Origin of the sequence: Yinghuangia sp. YIM S10712 (assembly GCF_051388935.1) — a bacterium.
Lineage (GTDB): Bacteria > Actinomycetota > Actinomycetes > Streptomycetales > Streptomycetaceae > Yinghuangia.
The window spans coordinates 422,543-440,169 of record NZ_JBPKBI010000002.1 but is presented as its reverse complement, the minus strand read 5'-3'; the positions used below and the strand labels follow the sequence as shown (position 1 = coordinate 440,169).

At 70.8% G+C, this 17,627-nt stretch carries 13 protein-coding genes and 1 pseudogene; 2 read left to right on the top strand and 12 right to left on the bottom strand.

Annotation, left to right across the window (positions count from 1 at the left end; genetic code table 11):
* Positions 1-13: 13 nt before the first annotated feature.
* From ACRX5W_RS07385 to rpsB, 9 genes are all read right to left on the bottom strand, one after another.
* A complete protein-coding gene (locus ACRX5W_RS07385) occupies positions 14-1,216 on the bottom strand; it encodes a geranylgeranyl reductase family protein (protein WP_436787129.1) in 1,203 nt (400 codons plus the stop codon).
* Between the two features lie 156 nt (positions 1,217-1,372).
* Positions 1,373-2,809, bottom strand: coding sequence for a gamma-aminobutyraldehyde dehydrogenase (locus tag ACRX5W_RS07380; protein WP_436787128.1), 1,437 nt, complete (start codon positions 2,807-2,809; stop codon positions 1,373-1,375).
* A gap of 126 nt (positions 2,810-2,935) precedes the next feature.
* The gene (locus tag ACRX5W_RS07375; RefSeq protein ID WP_436787127.1) at positions 2,936-3,751 is read right to left on the bottom strand and encodes a tyrosine-protein phosphatase; all 816 of its coding nucleotides are present in this window, start codon (positions 3,749-3,751) and stop codon (positions 2,936-2,938) included.
* Positions 3,752-4,196: 445 nt separating this feature from the next.
* Positions 4,197-5,300 (bottom strand): 23S rRNA (adenine(2503)-C(2))-methyltransferase RlmN, encoded by a 1,104-nt coding sequence (gene rlmN / locus ACRX5W_RS07370; protein ID WP_436787126.1) that lies wholly within the window; start codon positions 5,298-5,300, stop codon positions 4,197-4,199.
* Positions 5,301-5,423: 123 nt separating this feature from the next.
* A complete protein-coding gene (locus ACRX5W_RS07365) occupies positions 5,424-6,734 on the bottom strand; it encodes a phosphatidate cytidylyltransferase (RefSeq protein ID WP_436787125.1) in 1,311 nt (436 codons plus the stop codon).
* Positions 6,734-7,291, bottom strand: a complete 558-nt coding sequence (frr, locus tag ACRX5W_RS07360) for a ribosome recycling factor (protein ID WP_436787124.1) — start codon at positions 7,289-7,291, stop codon at positions 6,734-6,736. The genes ACRX5W_RS07365 and frr overlap by 1 nt, the downstream gene beginning before the upstream one ends.
* A 36-nt stretch (positions 7,292-7,327) precedes the next feature.
* Positions 7,328-8,044, bottom strand: coding sequence for a UMP kinase (gene pyrH, locus ACRX5W_RS07355; RefSeq protein ID WP_436787511.1), 717 nt, complete (start codon positions 8,042-8,044; stop codon positions 7,328-7,330).
* A 203-nt stretch (positions 8,045-8,247) separates the two neighbouring features.
* On the bottom strand, positions 8,248-9,081 hold the full coding sequence (gene tsf / locus ACRX5W_RS07350) for a translation elongation factor Ts (RefSeq protein ID WP_436787123.1): 834 nt from the start codon (positions 9,079-9,081) through the stop codon (positions 8,248-8,250).
* Between the two features lie 155 nt (positions 9,082-9,236).
* Complete coding sequence (rpsB, locus tag ACRX5W_RS07345) at positions 9,237-10,124, bottom strand: 30S ribosomal protein S2 (RefSeq protein ID WP_436787122.1); 888 nt, start codon at positions 10,122-10,124, stop codon at positions 9,237-9,239.
* Between the two features lie 436 nt (positions 10,125-10,560).
* Between rpsB and ACRX5W_RS07340 the strand changes: the two are divergent.
* Positions 10,561-11,127: pseudogene (locus ACRX5W_RS07340) on the top strand (M23 family metallopeptidase); the annotation flags it as partial.
* A gap of 168 nt (positions 11,128-11,295) precedes the next feature.
* On the opposite strand, the gene ACRX5W_RS07335 reads toward ACRX5W_RS07340, so the two are convergent.
* From ACRX5W_RS07335 to dusB, 3 genes are all read right to left on the bottom strand, one after another.
* Positions 11,296-11,949: a TetR/AcrR family transcriptional regulator gene (locus tag ACRX5W_RS07335; RefSeq protein WP_436787510.1), complete on the bottom strand. Its 654-nt coding sequence runs from the start codon at positions 11,947-11,949 to the stop codon at positions 11,296-11,298.
* Positions 11,950-12,087: 138 nt separating this feature from the next.
* A complete protein-coding gene (gene ppdK / locus ACRX5W_RS07330) occupies positions 12,088-14,817 on the bottom strand; it encodes a pyruvate, phosphate dikinase (protein WP_436787121.1) in 2,730 nt (909 codons plus the stop codon).
* A gap of 602 nt (positions 14,818-15,419) precedes the next feature.
* Positions 15,420-16,607 carry a tRNA dihydrouridine synthase DusB gene (gene dusB / locus ACRX5W_RS07325; RefSeq protein WP_436787120.1) on the bottom strand — a complete coding sequence of 396 codons (1,188 nt, stop codon included), beginning with the start codon at positions 16,605-16,607 and terminating at the stop codon, positions 15,420-15,422.
* 235 nt (positions 16,608-16,842) lie between these two features.
* On the opposite strand from dusB, the gene ACRX5W_RS07320 reads away from it, so the two are divergent.
* Positions 16,843-17,478 carry an NADAR family protein gene (locus ACRX5W_RS07320; RefSeq protein ID WP_436787119.1) on the top strand — a complete coding sequence of 212 codons (636 nt, stop codon included), beginning with the start codon at positions 16,843-16,845 and terminating at the stop codon, positions 17,476-17,478.
* The last annotated feature ends 149 nt before the right edge of the window (positions 17,479-17,627 follow it).

The window sequence follows — 17,627 nt, the reverse complement described above, 5'->3', positions numbered from 1 at the left end:
CAGCCGGCGAGCGTCAGCGCGCGATACGGTCGAGCGCCTTGCGGATCGGGGCGCGTTCGACATACTCGGCGAGCGTTTTGCGGCCCCGCACGATGGACTCGAAGGCGGTCCAGGCCTTGGGGATGGTCACAACCGTGCCGTGGAAGACCCGGGGCCTGCGGGTGAACGCGGCGAGCATCAGGCGTCCGGCCCGCATCTCCCGGCCCAGCGTGCCGTCGATGAGCGCGTGGTACGCCTCCGTGGCCTCCTTGACGTCCGCGTCCGCGCGGGCGGCGGCGATCGCCGCCGCCACCTCGCCGGCCGCGCGGCCCGACCGCAGCGCGAAGGAGATGCCTTCGCGCGTCCACGGCTCCAACAGCCCCGCGGCGTCGCCGGCGACCAGCACGCGGCCCTTGGCGAGCGGGGATTCGTCGGTGCGGCAGCGCGTCAGGTGCCCGGAAGTGATCGACGGCCGGAATCCTGACAGGGCGAGACCCGCGATGAAGTCGCGCAGGTAGGCGCGCGTCGCCTCGCCGTTGCCCCGGGCGCAGATGACGCCGACGGTGAGGATGTCGTCCTTCGGGAACACCCACGCGTACGAACCGGGAATGGGCCCCCAGTCGATCAGCACCCGCCGGCGCCAATGATCGGCGACCTCGGGCGGGACGGGGATCTCGGCTTCCAGTCCGAGGTCGACCTGGTCGAACGTGACGCCGACGTACGCCGAAGTGCGTCCCGCGCTGCCGTCGGCGCCGACCAGCGCCCGCCCGCGGACGGTGCCGCCGCCGGACAGGCCCAGGACCACCGTGTCCGCGTCCTGGTCGACGCGCTGGACCGTGGCTCCCTCGCGTACGACCGCCCCTGCCGAACGCGCGGCGTCGACCAGTGCCGCGTCGAATTCGGGCCGGTTGACCAGGGCGAACATCGGCTCGCGCGAACGCATCCGCCGCGTGCGGCGCCACCGGCCGCGCAGGGTGAACGTCACGGCCTCGACGTGGTCCTTGACCGGCGGCCGGATGCCGGGCGGGAGCGAGGCGGCGGACGGTCCGATGATTCCGCCGCCGCAGGTCTTGTAGCGCGGCAGAGTCGCCTTCTCCAACACGAGGACGCTGCGTCCCGCCTCGGCGGCGACCCGGGCCGCGGACGCCCCCGCCGGACCTGCTCCGATGACCACGACGTCCCACAGGGGTTCGCCGGTCGCGGGGTCGTGCGGGGGCTGCGCGGGGGTGCTGGTCATGAGCCCTGAGCCTACCGAGCCGGGAGGGGCTGGACGGCCACCCGCGATCACGGCGGAGCGACGCGGCGGTGGCCGGGCATGCTCCGACGCCGTCGGCCGTGGGCGGCGCGCGGCGTCGGAAACAAGCTGCCGGACTCTGCGCCGACCGCGGGCCGATCAGCTTTCGACGTGCGACATCACATGTTTGATGCGGGTGTAGTCCTCCAGGCCGTACGCCGAGAGGTCCTTGCCGTAGCCGGAGTGCTTGAACCCGCCGTGCGGCATCTCGGCGACCAGCGGAATATGCGTGTTGATCCAGACGCAGCCGAAGTCGAGTTTCTTCGCCAGCCGCATCGCGCGCGCGTGGTCCCGCGTCCACACCGACGACGCGAGGGCGTATTCCACGCCGTTCGCGTTTTCCAGCGCCTCGGCCTCGTCGGTGAACTTTTGCACGGTGATGACCGGGCCGAACACCTCGTGCTGCACGATCTCGTCGTCCTGGCGCAGACCGGAGACGACCGTCGCCTGGTAGAAGTAGCCGGGCCCGTCGACGTGGCGGCCACCTGTCTCGACTGTGGCGTGCCCCGGGAGCCGTTCGATGAAGCCGCTGACCTTCGCGAGTTGCTCGGCGCTGTTGAGCGGGCCGAAGTCGGCGTCCTCGACGTCGGGGCCCGCGGTCGTGAGCCCGGCGGCGGTCTCGGTGAGCCGGGCGACGAACTCGTCGTGCACCGACGCGTGCACGAGGACGCGGGTGGCCGCGGTGCAGTCCTGTCCGGCGTTGAAGTAGCCCGCGTCGGCGATGCCCTGGACCGCGCCCGGGATGTCGGCGTCGTCGAAGACGAGGACCGGTGCCTTGCCGCCCAATTCGAGGTGCACGCGTTTGAGGTCGCGCGCCGCCGACTCGGCGACCGCCATGCCCGCGCGCACCGAGCCGGTGATGGACGCCATCGCGGAAACCTTGTGACCGACCATCAGACCACCGGTCTCGCGGTCGCCGCACAGCACGTTGAACACGCCGGGCGGCAGGATCTCCCCGATGATCTCGGCGAGCAGCACCGTCGACTCGGGTGTGGTGTCGGACGGCTTGAGCACGACCGTGTTCCCGGCGGCGATCGCCGGAGCGAACTTCCACACCGCCATCATCATGGGGTAGTTCCACGGCGCGACCTGGGCGCAGACGCCGACCGGCTCGCGCCGTACGAACGACGTGTGGCCGGCCATGTATTCGCCCGCCGACTTGCCTTCGAGTAGACGGGCCGCCCCCGCGAAGAAGCGGATCTGGTCGACCATCGGCGGGATCTCCTCCGATGCGGTCAACCCGCGCGGCTTGCCGGTGTTGCGGCACTCGGCCGCGACCAGTTCGCCGGCGCGCTTCTCGACCGCGTCGGCGATTTTGAGCAAGGCGAGCTGGCGTTCCGACGGGGTGGTCTCGCTCCAGGTCTCGAAGGCGTTCGCGGCGGCCTGCATGGCCGCGTCGACGTCGGGCTCCCGCGACAGCGGGGACGTCGCGTACACCTCACCGGTGGCGGGGTTCACGATGTCCAGCGTCCTGCCGTCGACGGCGTCGACGAACTTGCCGTCGATGAAGTTGCGCAAGATTCGCAAATCACTCATGCAGCCAGTCTGCTCCGACGACTGCGGAAGTGAGGGCAGAACCCGCCCGTCGGTTCCGCCCGGCCCGCCGGCGCGGAAGCGGGTCACCCGTGTGCCCACCCCGCGCCGTCGTGCGCGGAACATCGGTCAGGCGTCGACGAATCGCTCGCACCAGATGTCGAGCCACTCCGACTGGGCGCCGGCCTTGACGAAGAAGTCCGCGGCGCTGTCGTAGCGCTCGCCGAGCGCGTCGAGGAAGGCCTCCATTGTCTCGGGCGCCGCGTCCCGAAGTGCGGACGAGACCTTGGTCCCCGTCGGCATCGGCGGCTGGTCCCGCACGCTGCGGAGGCGCTTGAACAGTTCCTCGGCGTGGATCCGGGTCGCGGCGTAGTCGTTGACGATGGCCTTGCGCTCGACGCCGGCCACCGACAGCAGCAGGGCGACCAGAACACCGGTGCGGTCCTTGCCGGCCGTGCAGTGCACCATCGTCGGTCCGGCGTTGTCGTCCGTGAGGAGCCGCAGCGCCTGCACGAACGCGTCCTTGCCGCGCTCGATCATGCGCAGGTAGAGGCGACCGGCTCCGTGAACGTCGACCTCGACCATGTCCAGCTCGGACTTGCGGGCCAAGCCGTCGACCTGGCCCGTCGATATGTCGCCCACTCCGCGCGCCTGCTCGGCGTCCGCCGCGGCCCCGCTCATCCGCCCCAGCAGCGGCATGCGGTGCCGGGTGATGCCGGGCCAGATCTCGATGGGACCGCCCTCACCGACCGAGCGCAGGTCGAACATGTGACGCACCGCGTAAACCTCCGACAGGCGCGCGATCGCCTCGTCGGTGAGGAGATCCGGGGTCTCGCAGCGCATCAGCACTCCCGAGCGGGTGCGTCCGCCTCCGGTGACCGGCAGTCCGCCGACATCCCGCGCGTTGACCTGGTCCGGCAGATCAAGCCAGTCGATCTCGTGCATGTGAACCCCGCTCTCGCCCAGTCCTCGCGGCCCCCGGGTCCGGAGGTCCGCTGTGCGCAGTGTGACAAATGGCCGGGGCGTGTCTCCATCCCCACCCCCGAAGCAACCCGTCGGCGGTCCTGCGCCGTCGGACGCGAAGAAGCCCGGCCGCGATGCGGTCCGGGCTTCGGGTCGGTGACGGCGTCGTGCCCAACGCCGTCACCTGCAACACAGCCGGACCGCCGCGGCGTCCCCTTCCGCGACGGCCCGGGCGTGTTTTCGCCTCCGGGGGCCACGCACTGCCCCGGGACGCTCTCTCCGCCGGGCCGGCCCGCCTCCTGCAACGGGCGACCTGGTCGCACCGCCGAAGGTCCCCGACGGGGGTTGAGGGAGACCCTGCGAGCGGTACTGAGACCACTCTCCCCCACGGCACCTAAGAGGGCGATAAACGTGGGGCGACGGACCGTCAGACCTCCGCGGCGGCCAACTGGCCGCAGGCGCCGTCGATGTCGCGGCCCCGGGTGTCGCGCACCGTCACGGGCACGCCGTGGGCCTGGAGCAGTCGGACGAATTCGTCCTGCCGCTCCTGCGTCGACGCGGTCCACTTCGAACCGGGTGTGGGATTGAGCGGGATCAGGTTGACGTGCGCCAGGTGGTTGCGCAGGCGCTTGCCCAGGAGGTCCGCCCGCCAGGGGTGGTCGTTGATGTCCTTGATCAGGGCGTACTCGATCGACACCCGGCGCCCGGTGCGGTCCGCGTAGAGCCACGCCGCGTCCAGGACTTCTCGAACCGCCCAGCGGGTGTTGACCGGGACGAGCGTGTCACGCAGCTCGTCGTCGGGGGCGTGCAGCGACAACGCCAGCGTGACGTTGAGCTTTTCGTCGGCCAGTTTCTCCATCGCGGGCACCAGGCCGACCGTCGAGACGGTGACGGAGCGCTGGGAGATGCCCAGGCCGTCGGGCGACGGGTCAGTGATGCGGCGTACCGCGCCGACGACCGCCTTGTAGTTGGCCAGCGGCTCCCCCATGCCCATGAAGACGATGTTGCTGACCCGGCCGGGTCCGCCCGGGATCTCACCGCGATGCAGCGCCCGGGAGCCCGCGACGACCTGTTCGACGATCTCGGCCGTGGACAGATTGCGGGTGAGACCCGCCTGGCCGGTGGCACAGAACGGGCAGTTCATGCCGCAGCCGGCCTGGGACGACACGCACACGGTGGCGCGGTCCGGATAGCGCATCAGCACCGACTCGACGAGTGTGCCGTCGAAGAGCTTCCACAACGTCTTGCGGGTCGCCCCGTCGTCGCAGGCGATCTCGCGCACCGAAGTGATCAGCCGCGGCATGAGCTCGTCGGCCAGCCGCTCCCGCAGTGCGGCGGGCATGTCGGACCACTGCGCCGGGTCGTCCGCGAGCCGGGCGAAGTAGTGGCGCGAGAGCTGATTGGCCCGGAAGGCCTTCTCGCCGAGTGAGGCGACGGCTTCGCGGCGCTCGGCGGGCGACAGGTCGGCGAGGTGGCGCGGCGGCTTGGCACGGCGCGGGGCAGCGAAAGTGAGCTCTCCAGGCTTGGGCATGATGCGTCCAGTGTCTCAGGTCCGCACACCTGCCCGGTGACGTGCAAAGCCCGACGGACCTCGGACGGTCCGCCGGGCTCGGTAGGCCCGCGCAGCAGCGTGGTCGGGAGTTCGGGACGACCGCTACAGGTAGAGCTCCAGCAACAGCCACACGACGGGCGCGGAGGCGACCAGCGAGTCGAGCCGGTCCATCAGGCCTCCGTGGCCGGGGAGCAGGTCGCCCATGTCCTTCACCCCGATGTCGCGCTTGATCATGGACTCGACCAGGTCGCCGACCGCGGCGGTCGCGGCGACCGCGGCGCCGAGGAGCGCCCCCTGCCACCACTGGCCGTCCAGCATGAGCGTGAGGCACAACGCGCCTGCCAGCGCACACGTGACGACCGCGCCGGCGAACCCCTCCCAGGTCTTGCCCGGGCTGATCGTCGGCGCCATCTTGTGTCTGCCGAAACTCACGCCGGCCGCATAGGCGCCGGTGTCGCTGCACACGACGACGATCATGAACGCGAGGACACGCTTGGCGCCGTCGTCGGCAGCCAGCATCAAAACCGCGAATCCGGCGAGGAAGGGCAGGTAGAACGCCGCGAAGACGCCGGTGGCCACATCGCGGAGGTAGTTCTCGGGGCCCTCGGTCATGCGCCACACCATCACCGCGAGCGCGGTGAGCGCGGCGGCGATGACCAACCCCTCGGGGCCGTGCTCGTACGCGGCGATCTGCATCGCGACGGCACCGGCAGCAAGCGGGACCAGGGGCAGCCGGACCGTGCCGCGCGCCTCGTCCGCGCGACCCAGCGCGCCGGAGAACTCCCACAGGCCGACGAGCACTGCCGCGAGCACGATGCCCACGAACAGCACGGGCACGGTGAGCAGTGAACCGACGATCGCCCCGCCCAGGAGCAGTGCGACGCCGATGGCGGCGGGCAGATTGCGGCCGGCCCGGCTCTTCCTGGGGGCGTCGGAAGCGCCGCTCACCGGACGGTCCGCGGCAGGTCCGACGGAATCCGGCCCGGCGTCTTCCGGCTCCGGCCGCACACCGGGGTCGACGACCGGCAGATACACGGTGTGCCCGCCGTCATCCGCAGCCTCGTGGTCCTCGCCGTAATGGTCGCCGTAGTCGCGGCCGGTCGCGATTGGGGTCGCACCCGACAGGTCTACCCCGTCGGTCTCGTCCGGGTGCTGCTGCGCCCGAGTGGAACCGGTGTCGTACCCCGGCCAGGCGCCACCGTCGCCCTGGGGTGGTCCCTCGGCGGCGACCATGCCGGGCGCCTCGGCAGGCGTCACCGGAATCACCTGGGTGCGCAGCGCGTCCGCTTCCGGTGTCGTGTGCGGGCCCGGCGCCTGCAGGGCCTGGCCCGCCCACGGGTCGTACGGTTCGAACGGGCCGAGCCCGGAACGCCGATCGGGCTCCGAGGCGCCGCCCCAGGTGGAGTTGTTCATCAGACCTCGAGCAGCTCGGCTTCCTTGTGCTTCAGCAGCTCGTCCACCTGGACGACGTAGCGGTGGGTGAGGTCGTCGAGCTCCTTCTCCGCGCGGCGGACATCGTCTTCGCCCGACTCGCCGTCCTTGACGAGCTTGTCGAGCGTCTCCTTGGCCTTGCGTCGCACGCTGCGGATGGAGATGCGGGAGTCCTCGGCCTTGCCGCGCGCGACCTTGATGAACTCCTTGCGGCGTTCCTCGGTGAGCTGCGGGAAAACAACGCGGATGACCTTGCCGTCGTCGGTCGGGTTCACACCGAGGTCCGAGTCGCGGATCGCCTTGATGATCGCGTTCGTGGACCCCTTGTCGAACGGCGTCACGAGCACCATGCGGGGCTCGGGCACCGTGAACGAGGCGAGCTGGTTCACCGGTGTCATGGCGCCGTAGTAGTCGACGACGATCTTGGCGAACATCGCCGGAGTCGCGCGCCCGGTGCGGATCGCCGCGAAGTCGTCCTTCGCGACCGATACGGCCTTCTCCATCTTCTCCTCGGCTTCGAGGAGGGTTTCATCGATCACGTCTCGGCTCCTGTCCCGGTCCGGTGTCGCCGTGGATCAGCCGTTGGTACGGCTGATCAGGGTGCCGATCTTCTCACCCCGCACGGCCCGGGCGATGTTGCCCTCGACCAGCAGGTTGAACACGACGATCGGCAGTCGGTTGTCCATGCACAGGCTGATGGCCGTGGCGTCGGCGACCTTCAGCTCACGGGCGAGCACTTCGGCGTGGTCCAGGCTGTCGAACAGGACCGCGTCGGGGTTGGTCTTCGGGTCCGAGTCGTACACACCATCCACGCCCTTGGCCATGAGGATGGCCGACGCGTCGATCTCCAGAGCCCGTTGTGCGGCGGTGGTGTCCGTGGAGAAGTACGGCATCCCCATACCCGCGCCGAAGATCACCACGCGGCCCTTCTCCAGGTGCCGGATCGCGCGGCGCGGAATGTACGGTTCCGCGACTTGGCCCATGGTGATGGCGGTCTGCACACGTGTCTCGATGCCCAGCTTCTCCAGGAAGTCCTGGAGTGCGAGGCAGTTCATGACGGTGCCGAGCATGCCCATGTAGTCCGAGCGCGCGCGGTCCATGCCGCGCACCTGCAGCTCGGCGCCGCGGAAGAAATTGCCGCCGCCGATGACCACGGCGACCTCGGTGCCGAGGCGTACCACCTCGGCGATCTGGCGGGCGATCCCCTGGACCACGTCGGGATCGACGCCGAGGCCGCCGCCTCCGGCGAAGGCCTCGCCGGAGAGCTTGAGCAGCACGCGGCGCCGGTACACCTGCGGGTCGACCTCGTCGGACGACGAGGGGGCCTCCCCCGTTTCGGTTTCCGGCACGGGTCCCTCCACGGAAGTGGCCTCCTCGTCGCTTCCCGGCGCCCCGGGGTCGGAGGGTCCGACCCCGGCCGCCTGTTCACCGCTCATGGTGCTGTGCCTCAGGCGCTGCGGGGCCGGACTCGCTGCCGGCCCCGTCGCGGGGTCGGTCAGACGCCGACCTTGATGCGGGCGAAGCGCTTGAGGCTGACGCCCGCCTCGTCGAGGACCTTCTTGACGGTCTTCTTGTTGTCCTTCGCGGAAGGCTGCTCCAGGACGACGTTCTCCTTGTAGAAGCCCGTCACCCGGCCTTCGACGATTTTCGTGAGCGCGGCCTCCGGCTTGCCTTCCTCGCGGGCGGCGGCCTCGGCGACCTTGCGCTCGTTCTCGACGATCTCCGCCGGGACGTCCTCGCGGGTCAGGTAGGTGGGGGCGAACGCCGCGATGTGCTGCGCGATGTCCTTGGCGACCTCGGCGTTCTCGCCGGAGAGCTCGACCAGCACGCCGATCTGCGGGGGCAGGTCGGGGCTGGTCTTGTGCAGGTACGCGGCGACGTAGCCGTCGGCGAACTGCGCGAAGCGGTCCAGGACGATCTTCTCGCCGAGGGTCGCGTTGGCCTCGTCCACGTACTCGCGGACGGTCTTGCCCGCCTCGATCTCGCTCGCGAGCAGGGCGTCGAGGTCGGCGGGCGAGGTCTTGGCGACGTGCTCGGCGATGGTGTTGGCGACGGCGATGAACTTGTCACCCTTGGCGACGAAGTCGGTCTCGCACTTGAGCTCGACCAGCACGCCGGCCTTGTTGCCGTCCAGGATGGCGACGACCGCGCCGTTCGAGGCCGAGCGGCCCTCGCGCTTGGTGACGCCCTTCTGACCCTTGACGCGCAGGATCTCGACGGCCTTGTCCAGGTCGCCGTTCGCCTCTTCGAGCGCCTTCTTGCAGTCCATCATGCCGGCGGCGGTGAGCTCGCGGAGCTTCTTGACGTCCGCGGCGGTGAAGTTCGCCATTGTCAGATCTCTTCTTCTCGCGTGTCGTCTCGCGGTGGTCTTCGGATGATGCGCGGGGCGCTTCGCCCACCCCCGGGTCGCGGAGACGGGTGCCGGCCGCCCGCACGTACGCGAGGGGTACGCGCGGACTCCGGCGTACCCCCCGCTTTACGGCGTCAGGACTGCTCGGGCTCGGCGGCCTTCTCGGGCTCCGCCGCGGGGGCCTCGGGCGCGGCGGGGGCCTCGGGTGCGGCGGCTTCGGCGGCGGGGGCCTCGTCGGCCTTCTTCTCGCCCTGGAGCTGCTCCAGCTCCCACTCGGCGAGCGGCTCGCCGGCGGCGACCTCGGGGGCCTTGGTGTCGGCCTGCGAAGCACCGGCGCGCGCCATCAGGCCGTCGGCGACGGCGTCGGCGATCACGCGGGTGAGAAGCGTGACGGAGCGGATCGCGTCGTCGTTGCCGGGGATCTTGTAGTCGACCTCGTCGGGGTCGCAGTTGGTGTCCAGGATCGCGACGACCGGGATGTTGAGCTTGCGGGCCTCGCCGACGCCGATGTGCTCCTTCTTGGTGTCGACGATCCACACCGCCGAGGGCACGCGCTGCATGTCGCGGATGCCGCCGAGGGTCTTGTCGAGCTTGTCCTTCTCGCGCTTGAGGACCAGGAGCTCCTTCTTCGTCATGCCCGAGCCGGCCACGTCGTCGAAGTCGATCTCCTCAAGCTCCTTCAGGCGCTGGAGGCGCTTGTGGACGGTCGAGAAGTTGGTGAGCATGCCGCCCAGCCAGCGCTGGTTGACGTAGGGCATGCCGACCCGGGTCGCCTGCTCGGCGATGGCCTCCTGCGCCTGCTTCTTGGTGCCGACGAAGAGGACGGTGCCGCCGTGCGCGACGGTCTCCTTGACGAACTCGTAGGCGCGGTCGATGTAGCCGAGCGACTGCATCAGGTCGATGATGTAGATGCCGTTGCGCTCGGTGAAGATGAAGCGCTTCATCTTCGGGTTCCAGCGGCGGGTCTGGTGCCCGAAGTGGACGCCGCTCTCCAGCAGCTCCCGCATCGTGACGACGGCCATGGCCGTACTCCTTGTGATACGCCCCGCGAACGCGCCGGGGGCCTGCTCGGTTGTCCGCGCCGACGGGTGCCGGCGCGCCTGACGCCCGTGACACCGTGCCGGGGGACGGCCCCCGGACCGAGACGTGCCCCACGGGTCCGTCGTCGGTTCTCCCGCCGTCACGACGTGACCGGGGATCGCCGGAGGGCCCGAAGGTGGGCGTGCGAAGTCGACCCGGAGGTCCGGGCCGCTGTCGGAAGTGTACGGGACCTGGCCACCGGGCGGCCAACCACCGACTGCCGAGCGCGATCAGGGCTTCGACAGGGATCGGAACCGAGGCCGGACGGCGTCGGCCACTGCACCGGATGCGTTCCCTTTTTTCCACAGGAACGACGTCGCGAAAACGTTTCTCCACAGATTTTGGGCCCGATGTCGGAGCGCTTGCGGAATCCGGCGCATGCTCGATGCCATGACTCACTCGCAGCTCTCCCAAAGCTCAGGCCACTCCGGCATCCGCAGTCTCGCAAGCACCGAGCGCGGCATCCACGACGCGCGGCTCGGTGCGCGGTTCACGGACATCCGCACCCGCGCCCCTGCTCTGGCGGCGCTCTTGGCGTGCGCGCTTGCCGCGTCCTGGGCCGCGCTCCCGGCATTGGGAGCGCCTGCTCCGGGCGCGGATCCACCGACAGGTCCGTCAACGGCTACACAGCGTTGGGTGTGGCCGCTGAGCCCTCCGCCGGTTCCCGTGCGTCCGTTCGCGCCTCCCGAGCAAGACTGGCAGCCGGGTCACCGCGGTGTGGACCTGGCCGGAGCAGTCGGCCAATCGGTGCTTTCCGCCGGCGCGGGAGTCGTCGAGTTCAGCGGGAGCGTCGCGGGGAAGGGCGTGGTGACCGTGCGCCACGGGCACCTGGTCACCACGTACGAGCCGGTGAACGCGGCGGTCGGGGTCGGTGACCCGGTGGCCCCGGGGACGGTGCTCGGCACCCTGGCCGCACAGCCGTCGCATTGCGCGGAGCCGTGTTTGCACTGGGGTCTGCTCGACCGGCCGCCGGGAGCGGCCGCCGGTGAGCCGGACTACCGCGATCCGCTTTCCCTGCTGCGCGGATTCGAAGTCCGCTTGTATCCGCCGCACGGCCCGCTGCCCTCGCTGCCGCTTCCAGCCGGAGCGAAAGCGCGGGCCGGACGAGGCGGCTCAGCCTCCGACCGACGGGGCGCTGTCGGCGGTGTCCGGCATCTGTGCGGCCGCCGGACCAGTCGGCTGGGCGGTGTCCTGCGTGTGGTCTGTGCCCGGCTCCTGCTCCGCGGCGGGCCGGACAGCCGCCACACCACCGAGTACGAGGCTCAGGGTCGCCGCGGTGACCTCGGCGCTGTCCGCTCCGCACTCGATACGCCGGACCGCCGCGTCGACCATGCCCTGCACGAGCGAGGCGACGAGCATCGGATCCGGATGCCCGAGGTCCGCGAGCGCGCTGACGACCAGTTCGACGATGCGGCCGTGGGCGGCTCGTATCCGCTCACGGGCGTTGGCGTCGAGTTCGCCGGTGGAGATCGCCACGACGACGCGGTGGGTGCGGTCGCCGACCAGTTCGAGCTGGCGGTTCACGTACGCGGCGATCTTGTCGGCCGGGTCGTCGCTAGCCGCCATGGCGTCCTCGACCTCGGCGACCCAGGCCGGCAGGTCGACCGCGCACAGCTCCTCGACGACGGCGGCGCGCGAACGGAAGTACTCGTACACGGAGGACCGGGCCAGGCCGGTGCGCTCGGCGAGGGCCGGGAACGTCAGCGCGGCGAATCCGCCCTCGTCGAGAAGCGCACGGGCGGCATCGAGCAGCGCGGCGTGTTGCATCGCGCGGTGCTCGGCGACGGAGGCGGCGCGTATCTTCGGCACGGCATCACTGTAGAGCGTCCCCGCAGCGGTGATTCAAGACCGCTGCGGGCGGCGGCACACGGCCGGCGGCGACGTATCCGGCAGCACCTGCGGGCCTCAGCGGGTGTCACCACCACCGCGTTGCGCGGCGTCCGCGAGCACGACCGCGCGGCCCGCCTCCAGGCGTGCGACGGGCAGCCGGAAGGGCGAGCAGGAGACGTAGTCCAACCCGGTGTCGTGGAAGAAACGCACCGACTCGGGGTCGCCCCCGTGCTCACCACACACGCCCAGCGAGATGTCCGGTCTGGTCGCACGGCCCTCGCCGACGGCCAGGGCGACCAAGCGGCCGACCCCATCGCCGTCGAGGGTTTCGAAGGGCGAGACGCGGAAGACGCCCGCGTCCAGGTATGGCGTGAAGAACGACGCTTCGACGTCGTCGCGCGAGAATCCCCAGGTGGTCTGGGTGAGGTCGTTGGTGCCGAAGGAGAAGAAGTCCGCGGCCTCGGCGATCCGGCCGGCTGTGAGCGCGGCGCGCGGCAGTTCGATCATCGTGCCCACCGGCAGGTCGACGTCGACCCCGGTCTCGCGCGTCACGGCGGCGAAGACCGCCGCCGCCTCGTCCCGGACGATCTGCAGTTCCCGGACGTCGCCGACCAACGGGACCATGACCTCGGCATGCGGCATCCCTCCGGCGCGCACGCGCTCGACGGTGGCCTCGGCGATCGCGCGGACCTGCATCGCGAACAGCCCGGGGATCACGAGCCCGAGGCGCACGCCGCGAAGCCCGAGCATGGGGTTCTGCTCGTGCAGACGACGCACCGCCCCCAGAAGGGCGGCGTCGTCGGCGGCCTCGTCACCGCGGGCCTCGGCAAGCGCGACGCGGACCGAGAGATCGGTGAGGTCGGGCAGGAATTCGTGCAAGGGCGGGTCGAGCAGCCTGATCGTCACCGGCAGACCGTCCATCGCGGCCAACACTTCGGCGAAGTCCTGCCGTTGGAGGGGCAGGAGGACGTCCAGTGCGGCGGCTCGGCCGTCGTCGGTATCGGCGAGCACGAGGCGTTCGACGTACTTGCGACGGTCGCCGAGGAACATGTGCTCGGTACGCAGCAGTCCGATGCCCTGGGCGCCGAAGCGCAGTGCGCGTGCGGCGTCGTCGGCGGTGTCGGCGTTGGCGCGGACGCGCATTCGGCGCCTTCGGTCGGCATGCGACACGATCCGGTGCACCGCGGCGATGAGTTCGTCGGCGTCGTCGTGGGGCGTGGTGCGTTCCTCGAAGTAGTCGGCGACCGCGGACGGCACCACGGGAGCCTCGCCGAGGTAGACGCATCCGGTCGAACCGTCCACCGAGATGACGTCTCCCTCGGAGACCTCGACACCGTCCGGGGCGGTGAAGCGGCGACGCGTCGTGTCGACGTGCAGTGCCTCGGCCCCGCACACGCAGGTCTTGCCCATGCCTCGGGCGACGACTGCGGCGTGCGACGTCTTTCCCCCGCGGCTGGTGAGGATCCCTTCCGCGGCGACCATGCCGGCGAGGTCGTCCGGGTTGGTCTCGCGCCGGACCAGGATCACCCGCTCTCCGTTGTGCGCCCACTCGACCGCGGTCGCCTGGTCGAAGACGGCCTTTCCGACCGCGGCTCCCGGGGACGCGGCAATCCCGCGCGCGATGGGCCGCAGCCGGCCGGCACCCGTCCCGTCGTCGGCGAAGCGCGGGAACATCAGTTGGGCGAGTTGCGAGCCCGTGACGCGGCGCAGGGCTTCGTCGTCGTCGATCAGCCCTTGCTCGGCGAGCTGCGCGGCGATGCGGAACGCCGCCTCGGCGGTGCGCTTGCCGACCCGCGTCTGCAGCATCCACAAGGTGCCGCGCTCGATCGTGAACTCGATGTCGCAAAGGTCCCGGTAGTGGTCCTCCAGGACGCCCATGATCTCCAGGAGCCGGTCGTAGGACCGCTTGTCGAGGCGTTCGAGATCGGCGAGCGGGACGGTGTTGCGGATGCCCGCGACGACGTCCTCCCCTTGCGCGTTGGCGAGGTAATCGCCGTACACCCCGGGTTTGCCGGACGCGGGATCCCGCGTGAAGGCCACTCCGGTTCCGGAGTCGGCCCCCAGGTTGCCGAACACCATGGCAACGATGTTGACCGCGGTGCCGAGGTCGTCGGGGATGCGCTCCTGTCGCCGGTACAGCCGGGCCCGGTCGCCGTTCCAGGACGCGAAAACCGCACGTACGGCCATGTCGAGCTGGGTTCGGGGGTCCTGGGGAAACTCCTGCCCGGCGGCCTCTGCGATGAGGCCCTTGTAGGTCGCGACCAGGCCGCGCAGATCCGCGGCGTCCAGGTCCAGGTCCGACGTCGCCCCCTTGGCGCGCTTCACCGCTTCGAGGCGCTCCTCGAAAAGGTCTCCGTCGACACCGAGCACCGTCTTCCCGAACATCTGGAGGAGGCGGCGGTACGAGTCCCACGCGAAGCGGTCGTCGCCGGCTTGCGCGGCGAGACCCGCCACGGAGGTGTCGGACAGCCCGATGTTCAGGACGGTGTCCATCATCCCGGGCATCGAGAACGCTGCTCCCGACCGCACCGACACCAGCAGCGGGTCGTCGGCCTGGCCCAGCCGTCGTCCCATGCGCACTTCGAGGGCCCGCAAGTGCTCCGCAATCTCGTCGCGGAGCCCGCGCGGCTCGTCACCGGTCGCGAGAAACGCGCGGCAGGCCTCGGTCGTGATGGTGAAACCCGGCGGCACGGGCAGACCGAGGTTGGCCATCTCGGCAAGGTTCGCGCCTTTGCCGCCGAGCAGGTCCTTGAGGTCCTTGTTGCCTTCGGCGAAGGTGTAGACGAACTTGCGGGTGTTCGGCACGGGTTGCCCCCTCGCGCACGACGGAGGGCCGCGTGACCGCCGGTGACGAAGCCGAGGGAGGTGCGGCCCGACTGCGAACCAGCGGTTCGTACGGCCCGGTTGCCCTGATGGCCGGAGCGTACCCGCCGGGATCCGGTCGAGCACGCCACCCACCAGGATCAGGCCAAGTCCGCACGGCGGCACGTCGAGAAGCGCTGTGTTCACGCCGAACGGACGTGCGCGGCGGCCGAAGGGACGTGGGGGGGCCCGGTGCCGCGCCACGGGGGGCGCCATCCGCGACCGGCGGTCGCACTACGCCGAACGGACGTGCGCGGCGGCCGAAGGGACGTGCGCGACCCCGGTGCCGCGCCACGGGGGGCGCCATCCGCGACCGGCGGTCGCACTACGCCGAACGGACGTGCGCGGGCCGATGCCGCGAAGGCCCGCCCCGCCGCCCCCGGTCAGCCGGGCCGGCCCTGGCGGCGCCGAGTGCGGTGCGCCGCAGATCGCAATCCTCGGCGAGCTTGCCGTCGTCGGCCGCACACCGCCTGCCTTTGTGGGTGACACCGGGCTGCGCTGCGCGGCGATGCCGACGACCGAAAGGGGGAGGCGGGGCGGGGCAGTCAGCCGCCGGAGTGGTCCAGTTCCGCGTCGGTCGGGGGAACGGCGCACTCTGGATCGTCGAGCCAGCCTTCGGGGAGGACGACCTTCTTCCCGCCGGCGGTGCGACCGCGCGGGCCGTCGGCGCCGATGGGCCACGGCTGGTCCAGCCGAAGCCCGGCGATGAGCTCGTCGAGCTGGGCGAGGTTGCCGACCATGGCCAGGCCGCGACGCATCTCGGAGCCGACGGAGAAGCCTTTCGTGTACCACGCGACGTGCTTGCGGAAGTCGGTGACGCCGCGCTCCTCGCCCATCCAGGCGCCGAGGAGCTCGGCGTGGCGGCGCATGACCCCGGTCACCTCGCGCAATGAGGGGCGGGCTCGCTCGCCGCTGCCCTCGAAGACCGACACCAGGTCACGGAAGAGCCACGGCCGGCCGAGGCAGCCGCGGCCGACCACGACTCCGTCGCAACCGGTCTCACGCAGCATGCGCAGCGCGTCGTCGGCGTCCCAGATGTCGCCGTTGCCCAGGACGGGGATGTCGACGGCTTGCTTCAGCCGTGCGATCGACGACCAGTCGGCGGTACCGCCGTAGTGCTGTTGTGCGGTGCGGCCGTGCAGGGCCACCCAGGTGACGCCTTCATCCTGCGCGATGCGGCCGGCATCGAGGTAGGTCAGGTGGTCGTCGTCGATGCCTTTGCGCATCTTCATCGTGACCGGGAGGTGCCGGGCGTTCTTGACCGCGGAGCGCAGGATGTCGCGCAGCAGGTTGCGCTTGTAGGGCAGGGCCGAGCCGCCACCCTTGCGGGTGACCTTGGGCACCGGGCAACCGAAGTTGAGGTCGACGTGGTCGGCGAGATCCTCGTCGACGATCATCGCGACGGCGCGGCCGACGACGTCGGGGTGGACGCCGTACAACTGGATGCTGCGGGGGCGTTCCGTCTCGGCGAAGCGGATGAGGCGCATGGTCTTGTCGTCCCGCTCGACGAGCGCCCGGGTGGTGATCATCTCGCTGACGTACAGCCCCGCAGGGCGCGCGTGGGTGACGGCCTCGGCCTGCTCCTGACACAGCGTCCGGAAGGGGGCGTTGGTGATCCCGGCCATCGGCGCGAGGACGACCGGGGGCCACACCTGGACGGGGCCGAGGCGCAGCGGCGCGAACTCCGCCGCCGGCGTGGTCGTCTCGGCGGCACGGGTGCCGGTCGGGGTCATGACGGATCGCTCCAGGTCGGGGACGGCGGATCGGACCATTGTCCCGCATCGGGTGCGCGGGGCTTTCGCCTTGTGAGGACGGCAGTGCTCGGCCTGCTTGCCGTGGCCTGGTTGTGCTCAGTTGGAGAAAAACCATTGGCGGGACGTTGTTCCGCGCTGTCACGATGCGTTCGCGCAGAGCGGCGGCCGATGCCGTGCGGCTCGTGATCGGCAAGTTCGCTCGGGGAGGAACCTCATGGATGTCGACGCACGCACCGAGACGGAGCACGACAGCCCTTCGGGGCAATCGGAGGAGCCTCGCGACCTCGCGGGTCTGCTCGCCTTGGCCGCCACGGGCCGACGGCTGAAATTCCTGCACTTCTGGGGCCACAAGCCACAGGCGGACGGATCGATCGGTGCGGGCTGCCTGAGCCAGTGGTGGCCGTCGCCGTTCACGATGGACGGCGTCACCTATGCCACTGCGGAGCACTGGATGATGGCCGGTAAGGCACGCATGTTCGGTGACAAGGCAGCCGAGCAGCGGGCGATCGCCGCGGCGCATCCCAAGGCGGCGAAGGCGGTGGGCCGCCAGGTTCGCGGCTTCGACGAAGCGACGTGGGCGGCCGGCCGGTTCGAGCTCGTCGTGACGGGCAATGTCGCGAAGTTCGGTCAGGACGCGGCGTTGCGTGCGTTTTTGCTCGGCACGAACACCCGGATTCTCGTCGAGGCCAGCCCGATGGACCGCATCTGGGGCATCGGGCTGCGCGCCACCGACCCGAGGGCGGACGACCCGTCGCAGTGGCGCGGCCGGAACCTGCTGGGCTTCGCGCTCATGGAGGCCCGTGCCCGGTTGCGTGCCCAGGTGGCACCGGATCAGGCGGCCGACGTGTAAGGCGGCGGGCCGGGGCGGGCGTGCCGGTGAGCGGCGGAGGCGCACACCGGGTCGAGGATTCAGCGGTCGGCGGCCACCGGTGAGATCGAGTGGTTCGCGGTGATCGCGGTAAAGCGCGCTCGCCGCGCTTGACCGATCCCTGCGATACC